This window comes from Hymenobacter aerilatus (assembly GCF_022921095.1).
GTDB lineage: Bacteria > Bacteroidota > Bacteroidia > Cytophagales > Hymenobacteraceae > Hymenobacter > Hymenobacter aerilatus.
This window is the reverse complement of sequence record NZ_CP095053.1, coordinates 4,306,317-4,319,937: the sequence shown is the minus strand read 5'-3', so window position 1 is coordinate 4,319,937 and position 13,621 is coordinate 4,306,317. Positions and strand designations below refer to the sequence as shown.

Annotated in this window: 13 protein-coding genes; 10 read left to right on the top strand and 3 right to left on the bottom strand. The window is 51.1% G+C overall.

The features are described 5' to 3' along the window. Positions 1-66 precede the first annotated feature (66 nt). Both MUN82_RS18115 and MUN82_RS18110 read left to right on the top strand, forming a co-directional pair. Complete coding sequence (locus MUN82_RS18115) at positions 67-1,038, top strand: polyprenyl synthetase family protein (protein ID WP_245092698.1); 972 nt, start codon at positions 67-69, stop codon at positions 1,036-1,038. Positions 1,039-1,071: 33 nt separating this feature from the next. Further along, the gene (locus tag MUN82_RS18110) at positions 1,072-1,695 is read left to right on the top strand and encodes a rhomboid family intramembrane serine protease (protein ID WP_245092697.1); all 624 of its coding nucleotides are present in this window, start codon (positions 1,072-1,074) and stop codon (positions 1,693-1,695) included. A gap of 127 nt (positions 1,696-1,822) precedes the next feature. Here MUN82_RS18110 and MUN82_RS18105 read toward each other — a convergent pair whose 3' ends face one another. Further along, positions 1,823-2,485, bottom strand: coding sequence for a DUF2939 domain-containing protein (locus tag MUN82_RS18105; RefSeq protein WP_245092696.1), 663 nt, complete (start codon positions 2,483-2,485; stop codon positions 1,823-1,825). Between the two features lie 939 nt (positions 2,486-3,424). Between MUN82_RS18105 and MUN82_RS18100 the strand changes: the two genes are divergently transcribed. Further along, complete coding sequence (locus tag MUN82_RS18100) at positions 3,425-3,811, top strand: helix-turn-helix domain-containing protein (protein ID WP_245092694.1); 387 nt, start codon at positions 3,425-3,427, stop codon at positions 3,809-3,811. Between the two features lie 754 nt (positions 3,812-4,565). Here MUN82_RS18100 and MUN82_RS18095 read toward each other — a convergent pair. Both MUN82_RS18095 and recF read right to left on the bottom strand, forming a co-directional pair. Then, positions 4,566-4,883, bottom strand: a complete 318-nt coding sequence (locus MUN82_RS18095) for a DciA family protein (protein ID WP_245092693.1) — start codon at positions 4,881-4,883, stop codon at positions 4,566-4,568. A 67-nt stretch (positions 4,884-4,950) separates the two neighbouring features. Next, positions 4,951-6,060, bottom strand: coding sequence for a DNA replication/repair protein RecF (gene recF / locus MUN82_RS18090; protein WP_245092691.1), 1,110 nt, complete (start codon positions 6,058-6,060; stop codon positions 4,951-4,953). A gap of 65 nt (positions 6,061-6,125) precedes the next feature. Between recF and pdhA the strand changes: the two genes are divergently transcribed. The 7 genes from pdhA (at position 6,126) to bamG (ending at position 13,617) form a co-directional block, all read left to right on the top strand. Next, positions 6,126-7,331: a pyruvate dehydrogenase (acetyl-transferring) E1 component subunit alpha gene (gene pdhA / locus MUN82_RS18085; RefSeq protein WP_245092689.1), complete on the top strand. Its 1,206-nt coding sequence runs from the start codon at positions 6,126-6,128 to the stop codon at positions 7,329-7,331. A gap of 52 nt (positions 7,332-7,383) precedes the next feature. Beyond that, positions 7,384-8,163, top strand: a complete 780-nt coding sequence (locus MUN82_RS18080; RefSeq protein WP_245092687.1) for a tetratricopeptide repeat protein — start codon at positions 7,384-7,386, stop codon at positions 8,161-8,163. Positions 8,164-8,307: 144 nt separating this feature from the next. Continuing rightward, positions 8,308-8,784, top strand: a complete 477-nt coding sequence (gene ribH / locus MUN82_RS18075) for a 6,7-dimethyl-8-ribityllumazine synthase (RefSeq protein WP_187320559.1) — start codon at positions 8,308-8,310, stop codon at positions 8,782-8,784. Positions 8,785-9,024: 240 nt separating this feature from the next. Beyond that, positions 9,025-9,408: a TraR/DksA family transcriptional regulator gene (locus MUN82_RS18070; protein ID WP_185281860.1), complete on the top strand. Its 384-nt coding sequence runs from the start codon at positions 9,025-9,027 to the stop codon at positions 9,406-9,408. A 171-nt stretch (positions 9,409-9,579) separates the two neighbouring features. Beyond that, a complete protein-coding gene (locus MUN82_RS18065; protein ID WP_245092686.1) occupies positions 9,580-11,379 on the top strand; it encodes a pseudouridine synthase in 1,800 nt (599 codons plus the stop codon). Positions 11,380-11,543: 164 nt separating this feature from the next. Beyond that, complete coding sequence (locus tag MUN82_RS18060; protein ID WP_245092685.1) at positions 11,544-12,287, top strand: type III pantothenate kinase; 744 nt, start codon at positions 11,544-11,546, stop codon at positions 12,285-12,287. Further along, positions 12,274-13,617 (top strand): BamG family beta-barrel-assembly machinery protein, encoded by a 1,344-nt coding sequence (bamG, locus tag MUN82_RS18055; protein WP_245092684.1) that lies wholly within the window; start codon positions 12,274-12,276, stop codon positions 13,615-13,617. The genes MUN82_RS18060 and bamG overlap by 14 nt, the downstream gene beginning before the upstream one ends. Positions 13,618-13,621: the final 4 nt, after the last annotated feature.

Sequence of the window (13,621 nt, the reverse complement as noted above, 5' to 3'; positions counted from 1 at the left end):
TCCATACTGTCGCCCTACCCGTCTTTCCGTTGTACCTTGCCTACCTCATTCTATCATCTACCTTCTGTGGATATTTCTGCCCTTACACGCACGATAAACGACCAACTGGCCCTCCTGTCCTACGGCGACCAACCCACGTCGCTATACGAGCCAATTCGCTACATCATGGCCCTTGGCGGCAAGCGTATCCGGCCGCTGCTCACGCTCCTCGGCGCCCAGCTCTTCACCGACGACTTAACGCCTGTTCTGAAGCCTGCGCTGGCCACCGAGGTATTCCACAATTTCACGCTTCTGCACGACGATTTGATGGACCAGGCCCCCCTGCGCCGTGGCCAGGCTACTGTGCATGAAAAGTGGAACCCTAACGTGGCCATCCTGAGTGGCGACGTAATGCTGGTGCGGGCCTACGAGCTGTTTTTCGACGTGCCGGCTGCGCTACTTCCTACCGTATTGCGTCGCTTCAGCCAGACCGCCGCCGAGGTATGTGAAGGACAGCAGTGGGATATGAATTTTGAAATCGACTCTGAGGTAAGCATTGCGCAGTACCTTGATATGATCCGGCTGAAAACAGCTGTCTTGCTCGGCTTTGCGCTAGAGCTGGGCGCCCTGCTCGGCGGGGCACCCGCTTCCGAAGCCGACCAACTGCGGCAGTTCGGAACGGCCATCGGCATAGCTTTTCAACTCCGCGACGACCTGCTGGATGTGTATGGGGACGCTGCTACCTTCGGCAAGCGGGTAGGGGGCGACATTGTATCTGATAAAAAAACGTTCCTACTACTTACAGCCCAGGCGCAAGCTAGTGCTGCGCAACAAGCCGTATTGCAGCAGCACATCGGGCAGCCGGTATTTGATGCCGAACGCAAAGTACAGGCAGTAACGGCTGTATATGACGAGCTAAACATTCGTGCCCAAACCGAGGCGCTTATCAACGAATACTTCGAAGCAGCGCTGGCCCATCTGGAGCAGGTGGCGGTACTAGCAGCTCGCAAAGAGCCCCTCCACCGACTAGCGCTCCAACTGATGGAGCGTGAAAGCTAGTCGCGTTTCCACTTTCTGATTTCACTTTCCTCTATGGACATTACCCTCATTCTGGTCGTCCTAACGGCCATCGTTTCCGTCTACGCCTGGTCGAACCCGACCTTCTTAGACAAATGGATTCTGAGTCCCTTCCTAGTGGCCAAGCGGCAGGAATACTACCGCTTCCTCACTTCCGGCTTTCTGCACGCCGACTGGATGCACTTACTCTTCAACATGTTTGCCTTCTTCTCCTTCGGGCAGTTGGTGCAAGGCGGATTCGAGCAGATTTTCGGGGTTGAAGGCAGCCTATGGCGTTACCTATTACTCTACCTGGGCGGCATCATCGTTTCTGATATCCCCACCTACCTCCGTCACCGCCAAGACCCCGACTACCGTAGCCTGGGTGCATCCGGTGGGGTAGCGTCTGTTATTTTCTCAGGTATCCTGTTCCAGCCAATTGGTGGTATTCACATCTTCCCGATTCCATTTAGCATTCCCGGCTTCATTTTCGGCTTTCTCTACCTTGGCTATTCCTACTATATGGGCCGTCGGTCGGGCGATAATATCAACCATGATGCGCACTTCTACGGGGCTTTATATGGGGTAGTGCTCACGTTGGTTTTCATTCCACAGATTGGCCCTTACTTCATTCAGCAAATACAACAATATTTGTTTTAAGTAATTGATATTCAGAAATTTAAGTTTGAAAATCAATAATTAAAAAATCTCCAGCACTACTATAAAGAGAGGCCCGGTTGCACATGCAACCGGGCCTCTCTTTGTTTGTGTGTGTATAGCGTCAGACTTACTTTCTAAGCATTCGTTGCTTTTCCAATCGTGCCACGTGGCGTATTAGCTCATCTGTATTGGTCACTTGCGTTACTTGCCAATGGTCATCGCGCTTGATCATCTTCAACTCCAGCACCAAAGTAGTGTCGTATGCAGGCTGCGTGAATTCCAGCCCAACCAAAGCCTGCTCACTACTTTCTTCCTTCACATATTTTACGTCTTTGAATTTGCTGTCGGGACTCACCATCTTACCAGCCAAGCCTAGTATCGATACGTTGAGCGGACGCTTTGACTGAGCGGCTGTTGCAGCTTCTACGGAGCCAGTTTCTACATAGCGCTGTACTTCCTCGCGCGCAGCTGCGGCTAGTTGTGGCTTAAGTAATCGTAGGCTACTCATAAAAGCGACACCACCTGGGTTCAGTAATTTCAGGGTAGTACGCTGGGTAGTTACTTGATCTACTATATCACTTGCTATGCTTTCCACGTCTACGTATTGCTCGAATGCCGCTACGTCGTGTGATTGTACTGCGGCTGCTGCCTTCAATAGAGAATATTTCGGGCCTGCTGCTGTAGTGCGGTAATACCAATAGCCGCCTATCAGCACAGAGAGCAATGTGACAAGTAAAAAAGCTTTTTTCATGGTAGAGTATTCTATAAACAAACTGAAAAGACGGGTCATATAGAAAGGCAGGAGTAAGAAGATGCAATGACATACGCTATTGAGAAAGGACTGCTGGTATCAAGTATTTCCTTAGCAGCTCTAACCTATCCCACCTCCCTGTAACTGAGGCAACCTATGTGCCGCTACCGCTCGTTGCTTTGAAAGCTTTTCTACGCAGGTTTCTCGCACTGACTGGAGCGTGCTACTTGAGTACACTATCTACAAGATCAACTCTAAACTCACAGTACGCAATAGTATATACACAAACCGAATGTCATTTTGATTGGCTATCCAGAAGGCTGGCACTACCACGCATAGATAAAGTGACCTGCTGTCGCTGTTCAGCTATAGTGTGGTGAACCTCAAATTCTCTTATAAGGCAAGAGTTTATTATCAGGCGATGACCTAATTGAGAGTCATGAAGCATGGTATAGGGTAGGGTAGGGTAGGGTAGGGTAGGGTAGGGTAGGGTAGGGTGCAAACTCCCTTAGCCTGTATACTATTTCTTTCCACTGAGCGCATTCAAAGGCACAGTAATGCAATTGATAACTACAGCTCAACGGATACAAACTGTATCATCTCCGTTTACTCTAGCTTGTGTATCATTCACTCCATCTGATTTCATCCTTGACAGTTTTTTAGATAAAGGATCAGCACGGTTTTACTGTACCTAAATAACTATTACACCTATTACAGTGTAACACTGTTTTAAAACATGTATTGGAGCCGTTTTTAGATTATCATATGGCTATACACGCTATTTATGTACCGCTTTTATGATTATGTTACGTAATATGTAAGGTTGTAACGACTTGTATTAACTTGTAATGTGTGTAACTATGCTGTAACAATGTAATTATTTACAGTGTTACAGTTCATTGTTTATATTTGTAATTGTATTTGCTTTATTGTATCAATGTTTACAACTTTACATACAGTAGTTACAATGCTCAGGATATGCCTCATCAAGGAGAAATACTGCAAAATGCTATTAAAAACAGTGGTATTTCTATCACGCGCATTGTTGACGAACTAGGTATTACACGACCTACAATCTATCGTAAATTCAAGGATGATACACTTGATTACGACTTTGTAAAAAAAATAGGTGACATTATTGGGCATGATTTCTCTCAAGACTTTACACAAAGTCATCAGTCTGTTCTGTCATTTGTAACGAACGCCCCTACAAAAGTGTCTAGTCCTTCTGCTTTACAGCGTAACACCTCCCCTGTAACATCTTCTCAGGATCAAACAGAACAGCTTTTAGCTCTCCAAACCAAGTACATTGCTTTACTCGAAGCTTATAATGAGCTATTGATAAAAGTGTATGGTCCTAAATAACAATTATGTTCCACGTGAAACATTTTTGTCAAATAGTTCAATACCGCAGTGAACAAGTATAGGCCAAAAGAGGATGTACTGATTGCTGTTAAGCTTATAGCTATATAGCAACTCAGCCTAATAAGAAATAGAGTTAGCAACCAATTTGTCGGATAGTTCAGCAGACTCTGTTCAGTGCCCAATAAGAAACGGGTCACACCATTACTGCGCCACTGAGCAATAGCACATATGCTTAAGAACCGTAAATAGATAATTAGCTTCTCAACTGAAAGTATAGAGAGCCGGTTAGATCGGTCGGTATAAGCTCTGTTACTTCGGGCAACTAACCCTATGAAGTAGGTGCTATATTTCTTCTAGCGACCCTAAAGCAAGCGCATGCCATAGCAGATGCTTTTGAGAAACGACGTTTAGTGTAGACTGAGAACTTTGTTTTGTTGAAGTGGCAACTTCAATAACATAAACCAGATAATGGAGGAGGCAATTTGTCTTAGTACTACAGCGCCTGAAATAGCCACTACGGCTGTAGCTGGTTCTTTCAGCTAAGAGAAGAACTATATATTACTCTACCGACAAAATCGCTTGAGCACGAAAGCTAAATATGGAACGAATAGCGAGCGAAAATGAGAGGTATAAACACCGGCCATGCAAGAGAGGATTCAATCCACAATCTTGATGTTGTTGCCTGCTGTGCCGAAGTGCGGCAGTGATGCGCTCAATTAAGTATTGAGATGAGGGTAGGGGAAGCAGAGTGCCCTTATAGAAAGACTACTTCTTTAATTATCTCCTCGCCAACCTCTGCGTTGATAATCTCCAGTACTCTTGTCTTGGCCATCACGAGCTCATGCTTGAGAGGGGCAGAAGTGAGACGGACAAACAGTTTTCCTTTACTCACAAATACTTCTTGTGTTTTTAAGGCCACAGCCTTTCCCATCACCCGTTCCCAACTGGAAACGACAACCACCTCATTCAGTTTGCCCTGTATGCGGTAAGCCTTCAGCAAAGCACTAATACCGTCCTTCAAAGGAATAATATCTGCCTGTCGGTAATTTTCTGAAGACTTATGTTTTTTCACTGAAATTGTGTAAGGACGGGCGAATACTCAAAATATGAAGAGTATACAAAGGTACGCAACCCATTAGCTATAACGGAGAGACTGCGCCGTTCTCTACACGAAAGCGGCTGATTTGTTCAGATAGCGTTGATAAGACTCGATCAGTCCGGTCGAGGTGAGTATCCGTTAAGAAAACCTGGCCGAAAGTATGGTCAGCCACTAAGCGCATTAATTGGGTAATGCGCTTCTCATCTAATCGGTCGAAAATATCGTCTAGCAGTAGAATGGGTTTTTGCTGCTTACGGATGGCTAGTATCTCGAACTGCGCAAGTTTTAAAGCAATGGCATACGACTTTTGCTGACCCTGCGAGCCGTAGTTCTTAACAGGTAAGTCGTTCATCAGAAAAACGAAATCGTCGCGGTGTGGGCCGGCGTGGGTACGCTGAAGTAACAGATCTTTGCGTTCGTTGAGACGCAGTACTTTCAGAAAGTCAGTGGCTGGTACTTGGCTCTTATAAGTAAGCGTCACTTCCTCCCGGTCGTCGGAAAGTTGCTGGTAGTGCTTCTGAAAAAGCGGTGTAAATTCATCCAAGAATTGCTGGCGAAGCTGAGCTAGTTGCTCTCCGAGGGGCGCTAATTGTTCATCTAATACCAATAGATAATCCCGGTCGTACGCTTGGCCATTAGCAGCTTTGAGCAGCGCGTTTCGTTGGCGCAGCAAATGTGAGTAAGAAATTAATAGCTCTAGATACGTATGATCGAGCTGCGACATCAAACTATCAAAGTAGCGGCGCCGGTCCTCGCTACCCTGCCGAATTAGGTCTGTATCATAAGGCGAAATCAACACAACAGGGTAGCGCCCGATGTGGTCGGATATCCGCTCATAGGGCTGTTTGTCGTGCGTAACGGTTTTCTTCTGGCCCATCCGCAGACTACATTGGATAACCTCATCGGCATGGTCAGAAGAAAGAGCATGAAACCGGCCACGCACTACAAAGAACTCTTCACCGTGTTTAATTGTCTGCGTATCAGCCGCGTTGAAAGCACTCTTAGTAAGTGATAAATAGTGAATAGCATCCAGTAGATTGGTTTTGCCACTACCATTGTCGCCAATGAAGCAATTAATGTGCGGCGAGAGGCGTAGATTGACTTCTTCGTAGTTTTTGAAGAAGAGAAGGTGCAGAGTTTCAAGATTCATTCGGGTTCGGAATTGCAATCCTTTTACGTACTTTCGCATCCCAAACGCGAACAACCAAGAGCACGATGGCGGAGACGAAAGTAAAGGCTGCCCCCAAAGCTTCCAAGGAGAGCAAGCCAGCTAAAACGAAAAATGCCCCTAGCGGCAAGGCCAAACCTTCCGAAGCTGCGCAAGAAGCAACGGAGCTGACGGAAACGGTTCAGCAACCCGATTCGGGTGCGCCGGCCTCCAATCCCGAGGCGAAAGAGGCTACCGGCGCCCCTAAGGCTACGACTCCGGATAACCCAGAGTTTTCCAAAGAGCAGTACCTATCTTGGTATGAGCAGATGCAGCTCATGCGCAAGTTTGAGGAAAAAGCAGGGCAGCTATATGGTCAGCAAAAGATCAAAGGCTTCTGCCACTTGTATATTGGACAAGAGGCTTGCGTAGCAGGTGCCGTATCGGCCCTCACCAAAGACGATAAGTGGATTACGGCCTACCGTGACCACGCCCACCCTCTGGCCCTGGGCACTTCGCCTAATGCCATCATGGCCGAGCTGTTTGCAAAAGCTACGGGTTGTTCTAAGGGCAAAGGTGGCTCCATGCACATCTTCGATAAAGAGGTGAACTTCGTTGGCGGCCACGGTATTGTTGGCGGTCAGATTCCGCTGGGCGCTGGTATTGCCTTTGCTGAGAAATACAACAAGACGGGCAACCTCTGCATTTGCTACATGGGCGACGGAGCCGTGCGCCAGGGCGCTTTGCATGAAGCCTTCAACATGGCAATGCTGTGGAAGCTGCCCGTTATTTTCGTTATCGAAAATAACGGTTACGCTATGGGTACTTCCGTGCAGCGTACTTCCAACGTGATTGAGCTGTACAAGCTAGGACTGTCGTATGACATGCCCTCGGAGCCAGTGAATGCCATGAACGTAGAGGATGTACACGAAGCCGTAGCCCGCGCCGCCGAGCGTGCCCGCGCCGGCGAAGGTCCTACCCTGTTAGAGTTCAAGACCTATCGCTACAAAGGCCACTCGATGAGTGACCCGGCAAAATACCGCACTAAAGAAGAGCTAGAGGATTTCCGCTCGCGCGACTCCATTGAAGCCGTGCGCCACACGATTCTGACGCACAACTTTGCGACGGAAGATGAACTCAACGCCGTTGACGAGAATATCAAAGGTCGGGTGCAGGAGTCGGTTGATTTCGCTGAAAACTCGCCCTTCCCCGATCCGGAAGAACTCTACCGCGACGTATACGTGGAGGAAGATTATCCATTCATCCGCGAATAGTACGGCCAGTCATTGATAAGCACTTTTGCGGCTTGTAAAAGCCACTTGTAGTATGTCTAAGATTCCTTATACGCGCAATAGTTCACAGAATCGCCCGCAACGGGTGCCTGCCGACCCGTTGCAGCCCACAACCAACGAAGGGCGCTATGGCACGCCTGAGCACCCGTTACTTGAAGATCCGGATGCGCTAGCTATCCGTTTGGCTGAGTCGGAGGATTTTGTGCGGCGTAATAAAAATCTGCTGCTGGGGTTGTTGGCTGTAGTGGTACTAGCCGTGGTAGGCGCTATAGGCTATTATATGTGGCGTTCGTCGCAAGACGAGAAAGCGCAGACTGCCATGTTTCAGGCCGTCAACTACTGGGAAGCCGACTCCTTGAACAAAGCCATGCAAGGCGATGGACAATATGACGGTCTTACTACCATTGCGTCGGAATACGGCAACACAAAAGCCGGCAACTTGGCTAGCTTCTATGCTGGAGTAGCTGCGCTGAAGCAGGGTAAGTATCAGGCTGCTATTGATTATCTGGAAGACTTTAGCTCCGATGATCTGCTGGTGCAGGCCCGTGCTTACTCTTTGATAGGTGATGCCAACATGGAGTTGAACAAGTACAAGGAAGCCGCTGATTTTTACGACAAGGCTGCCAACTACAAGTCCAATGAGTATTTCTCGCCTGAGTATCTAATGAAGAAAGCAACGGCGCAGGAAATGGCGAAAGATTACAGCGGCGCAGTGGAGACATATGATAAAATCATTAATGACTACCAGAGCGCTCAGCAAGTAAACGAAGCTCGTCAGTTGAAAGCCCGCGACGAAGCATTAGCAGGCAAGTAAAACCCTGTGTTGGTTTCGCTGTTTCAGCAACTACTACAAAAAAGGACGGTCCGGTACCGTCCTTTTTTTATGAATACGGGTAGCAACTGCTACTCCCTACTCTGCACAACTACAAAACCTCTACATCTTTAAACTCTGCGCTACATGGCAACTGCTCTCAAAAACCTCAGCGACTACACTTCTGACCACTTCATCGATATCAGTGATAAGCGGTTTGGCTTGGTAGTAGCCGAGTGGAATCGTGAAATCACGGATACACTAGCGCAAGGCGCATATGAAACCTTGCTCAAACACGGAGCAAAAGAGGAAAACATCTACCGCAACACCGTACCAGGTAGCTTCGAGTTGACATTGGGTGCCCAACTACTAGCTCAGCACGAGGAAATAGATGCAGTGATTTGCCTAGGGGTGGTTATCAAAGGTGAAACGAAGCACGATGACTATATATGCCATGCTGTGGCACAAGGCATCACCAACGTGGGATTGAAGTTTAATAAACCCGTCATCTTTGGGTTGGTTACCACCAATACCCTGGAGCAAGCGTGGGATCGGGCCGGTGGCAAGCACGGCAATAAAGGGGTAGAAGGCGCCGTGGCTGCCATTCATATGCTAGGCTTCTGAAAAGCAGACACTAGGTGGGGTAGGAAGGGAAAAGCAGGTTAGCTAATTAATTGACAAAGACGTAGCTTTGCGGCCGAAAAGCCTTGCGCAGCGTCGGCTGATTGGCTGGATATAACCCTACACAGTGCCTTATAAACTTATTTATAGAAGCTGCTGTTGACCGGCTATTCCAGTAAATGACCGAGAAGGCTATGCTGGTAGGCAATCAATCACCCCTTTATCATATTTTCCCTGCCCAACATGAGTGACGACAACCTACGCTATTCCAGGGAAGAGCTAGCTGAGTTCGAGCAGATTATTCAGGATAAGCTAACTGCTGCTCGGAAAGAAGTGAGCTTTATTAAGGAAACCCTGAGCCGGCGCAACGATTCGGGTACCGATAACACGGCGTCATCGTCGAAGGTACTGGAAGACGGCGCTGATACTGCCGAGAAGGAAAGCTTAAACCAATTGGCTTCGCGCCAGATGAAGTTTATTCAGCAGCTGGAAAACGCACTGATCCGTATCAAGAACGGTACGTACGGTGTGTGTATCGGTACAGGCAAGCTGATTCCGAAAGAACGCCTGCGTGCTGTGCCGCACACGCAGCACTCGATTGAAGCAAAAATGGCTCGCCGCGACTAACGGTAGCCGACGATTTGAATGTGCCCGGGCGGGTTGGTTGGAAGCTGCAAAGCGCCCGACCGCCGGTCCGGGCACTGTTTTCTGAGGCTAGGTGTTGGGAGTCTCAGTTTACTATCAACTATTGATTTTTTCATGTCGCACCGTAGCGATACGGCGCTAATCCTTGCAACTATGGGCAAGAAACACTTCTCCGATGAACCCGCCGGCCGTCGTGGTCGCACTTCTTTCAACGACAATAACAGGGAGGGCGGCCGCGATGCAAAACCGCGTCGCAACGACCGCCCTACTGGTAATAGCTTCGGCCGGGACAATGAGCGTCGGGGCGAAGGCTTTACTTCTCGTCCATCCTTTGGACGGCCACAGGGGCAGGGTAGCCGCCCTGGTGGCAGCCGGGACTTTGGCAACCGTAGCTTCGGGGAAGACCGCAACAGCGGTGGCCGTGGCTTTGGTGGTAATGACCGGCGCCCGGGTGGGGGTAGAGATTTTGGCGGTGCCGACCGCCGCGCTGGCACAGACCGAAATTTCGGTGGTAATGACCGCCGCGCTGGCAGCAGCCGCAATGAGGGCTACAGCCAGCGGGAGCAGCCCGACAACCGGCCCGTGCGCGCCTACGAATCAAGAGAAACCTGGAGTGGCCAGCCCTATCGTCAGGAAGGTAAACCTACGGTACCACGCGGCGCGCCGGGTGAGCGAAACCGTAAGTTTCAGAAGGTGAACCCCAATGCGGAAGCTTCTGCTTACCGGCCACAGCCGGAAGCGCCTACCCGCCCTGAGCGCAACGAGGCAACGGGAACTGACCGTCCCATCCGGGCAGCACGTCCGTTCGACTACCGCGGCAAGCCTGAAGAGGGCAATACGCGTGGTGAGCGGCCTACCCGTGCGTTTGAGCGCGGTGGCGAAGACCGCCGCGACAATCGGAGTGGCTACGGCGAACGAAAATCAACGGGTGATTTCGGCAAGCGTGACTTCGGTAGGCAGCGCGAAGGTCGTCCGTCATATGGTGATCGGGCAGAACGTAACTTTGGGGGAGGTAGCCGCAGCTTTAGCGAGACGCGGGCTAACCGCGCCTACGAAACGCGTGAGCGTCGTAGTGACACTGCCACCGATAAAAAGTCTGCGCCCGATGCCAATGCGCACCGTGCTGGTAAATTAAAGCGCGGCGAAGTAGCTGGTCAAGCACCCGACTACAAAAACCTGAAACACTACGAAAAGGACCCGAACCGTGGTAACAAGCGCCGTCGCAACGAGGAGGAGTTTGGGGCGGAGTTAATTCGGTTGAACCGCTACATCGCCAACGCGGGCATCTGCTCGCGCCGGGAAGCCGATGCGCTGATTGCTGCTGGCGAAATTCGGGTGAATGGAGAGGTAGTAACCGAAATGGGCTACCAGGTGCAGCCATCGGATACGGTGCAGTACGGCAAAACCAACCTCAACCGCGAGAAGCTGGTGTACGTGCTGCTGAACAAGCCCAAGGATTTCATCACCACCACCGATGACCCGGAAGGCCGTAAAACGGTAATGGATCTGGTGGCAGGTGCTTCCAAGGAACGCATTTTCCCAGTAGGCCGCCTCGACCGCAACACGACGGGTCTGCTGCTTTTCACCAACGACGGTGAAGTAGCGCAGAAGCTTTCGCACCCTTCCAACAAGAACAAGAAGATTTATCAGGTAGAACTGGACAAGCCACTTACGGAAGCTGACCTGCGCAGCATTTCAGAAGGCCTGGAGCTGGAAGATGGCAAAGCAGAGGTAGACGATGTAGCCGTGGTAGCCGGCAATGCACATTTTGTTGGCATTGAGCTACACACGGGGCGTAACCGCATTGTGCGCCGCATCTTTGAACACCTAGGCTACGAGGTAGTCACGCTGGACCGCGTGCAGTACGCTGGCCTCACCAAAAAGGACCTGCCCCGCAGCAAGTGGCGCTTCCTGACGGAAAAAGAGGTTATCCGCCTGAAATACTTTATGTAGCACGCAACCCCCTGACAACAGCGGGGCTCTTAGAGGTGAGTTGTGAGATTGTGAAATGATGAGTTTGATGTTCTACTGATTCCGTTTGCGCGATTCGTCCCTGTAACGGAATATCAACTCACCATTTCACTGCTCACTATTTCACCGCTTACTATTTCACCTCCATGTGTACCGCTACCCTCGATATTGGCAACACGGCCGTGAAGTACGGGTACTTTGAGGGCAATGAGTTGCGGTATCGGGCGACGGGACAAACGTTGGCCGAAGTGTTAGCATTGGTGCAACTGCATCAGCCTACTCATGCTATTGTAGCCTCGGTGGCAGAGCCTACTACTGACTGGGCCGCTGCGCTCCGACCACTTATACCGGGGCACGTGCTAGAGCTGGCACCTGCTACCACACCACTCCCATTGCGCAATGGCTACGCTACGCCTCACACATTAGGCGCCGACCGGCTAGCCGCAGCAGTAGGGGCAGCGTGGCTGCACCCCAAGCAGGATGTACTGGTGATTGATGCTGGCACTGCCATTAAGTGCGACTTTGTAGAGGGTGGCCACACCTTTCGGGGGGGAAGCATTGGGCCAGGGCTGCGGCTGCGGTTTCAGGCGCTGCATACGTTTACGGGCCGCCTGCCGTTACTGGAAGTGCCCAACGCTCCCTCGGTGGCCGTACCCTTGATTGGAGACGATACGCAGTCGGCTATTCGGAGCGGCGTGCTAAACGGGGCTGCCGCCGAGGTGAACGGCCTCATTGATACCTACCGTGCCCAATATCCTGGGTTAGCAGTGTTGCTAACAGGTGGTGATGCCGGTTTTTTTCAACCACGGCTGAAAGGCTATATCTTTGCCATTCCGGAGCTTGTGCTACTTGGGCTCCATCGAATATTAGTGCATAATGTTGAAAACTAAATTTGCCGGCCTGGCCGGGTTGTCGCTGCTAGGGTGGCTGAGCGCTGCACAAACGCATGCACAAGGTCTGGGAAACTCGCCTTATTCGCGCCTGGGTCTGGGCGACGCCTATATCAACACGGGTGGAGTCCGGCAAATGGCAATGGGAGGGGTAGGGCTGGCCGCGCCCAACGGTACCAATGTGAATGAGCTGAACCCGGCTCTGGTGTACTACACCTCTCGCACTACCTACGAGGTAGCCGTAACCGGGCAGTTCAAAACCATCAGCAACCGCACCAATTCGCAGCGCGATGGTAGCGGCACGCTAGGTTACCTGGCACTGGCTTTTCCCATCTCCAAGCGCTGGGCAGCGGCGGCCGGCTTGCGGCCCTATACGGCCGTCGACTACGAGAGCACCACAAGCAACAGCGTAGCGGGCGACCCCAACGCGCAATCCATCAACCGCTTTACAGGTGATGGTGGGCTGTCGGAGGCGTATATGGCGCACGCCTTCCGTCTGGCGAAAGGCCTGACAGTAGGGGGCACGGCCTCTTATGTATTTGGCACTATCGACGCTACTTCCGGCACCACGGTTATAACCTCCGGCGACAATTCAAACGCACAGAGCACTGTGCGCCTAGAGCACGTCCGCTATTCAGATTTTATTTTCCGAGCTGGTGCACACTACCGCAGCAAGCTAACGGACAAGCTCAACTACAACCTGGCAGCCGTATATGGCTTTCAGTCCAACCTGAACGGCACGTACGATGTGACGCAGGAGCAGCGCACGTTGACCGGCGCGCCTATTGCTAACACCAGCATTGTATTGGTGAGCGGTCAGAAAGGCGAAGCCCGTGTGCCTACCCTAGCACAGTTCGGCATCAGCCTCGATAACAACCGCAACTGGAGTACCAGCCTAGACCTGGCCCGGCAGCAATGGTCGCGCTTTCAAGTGCCAACGCTGGCGGGCGTAACCAGCGCTGCCAACGTGCCGCTGAGCGACACATATCGGGTAGGACTAGGCGGCGAGTGGGCGCCAGACCCCACTAACGTCGACAACTACTTTAAGCGCGTGGTGTATCGGGCCGGCATCAGCCTCGCGGAGGTTCCCTACCGTCCCGGTGGTCAGCGTCTCTACGACCGGGCCGTAAGTTGGGGCTTTGGCTTCCCGATACCCGGCGCTACACCGCTGGATGCTACTACCCTGAGTTTGGCCTTTACCTATGGGCAGCGCGGCAACAACAACGTAACTATTGATAGCCCCAGCGGCAACGTAAAGGAAAATTATATCCGGATGCAGGTTGGAGTTTCGCTCAACAACCGCTGGTTTATCAAACGGCGTATTGAGTAAGGTA

Bases quoted from the DNA above. Each gene is read 5' to 3' on its own strand.
- MUN82_RS18110 (WP_245092697.1), top strand. From the start codon at position 1,072: ATGGACATTACCCTCATTCTGGTCGTCCTAACGGCCATCGTTTCCGTC.
- MUN82_RS18105 (WP_245092696.1), bottom strand. From the start codon at position 2,485: ATGACCCGTCTTTTCAGTTTGTTTATAGAATACTCTACCATGAAAAAA.
- MUN82_RS18100 (WP_245092694.1), top strand. From the start codon at position 3,425: ATGCCTCATCAAGGAGAAATACTGCAAAATGCTATTAAAAACAGTGGT.
- recF (WP_245092691.1), bottom strand. From the start codon at position 6,060: ATGAATCTTGAAACTCTGCACCTTCTCTTCTTCAAAAACTACGAAGAA.
- pdhA (WP_245092689.1), top strand. From the start codon at position 6,126: ATGGCGGAGACGAAAGTAAAGGCTGCCCCCAAAGCTTCCAAGGAGAGC.
- MUN82_RS18080 (WP_245092687.1), top strand. From the start codon at position 7,384: ATGTCTAAGATTCCTTATACGCGCAATAGTTCACAGAATCGCCCGCAA.
- ribH (WP_187320559.1), top strand. From the start codon at position 8,308: ATGGCAACTGCTCTCAAAAACCTCAGCGACTACACTTCTGACCACTTC.
- MUN82_RS18070 (WP_185281860.1), top strand. From the start codon at position 9,025: ATGAGTGACGACAACCTACGCTATTCCAGGGAAGAGCTAGCTGAGTTC.
- MUN82_RS18065 (WP_245092686.1), top strand. From the start codon at position 9,580: ATGGGCAAGAAACACTTCTCCGATGAACCCGCCGGCCGTCGTGGTCGC.
- MUN82_RS18060 (WP_245092685.1), top strand. From the start codon at position 11,544: ATGTGTACCGCTACCCTCGATATTGGCAACACGGCCGTGAAGTACGGG.
- bamG (WP_245092684.1), top strand. From the start codon at position 12,274: ATGTTGAAAACTAAATTTGCCGGCCTGGCCGGGTTGTCGCTGCTAGGG.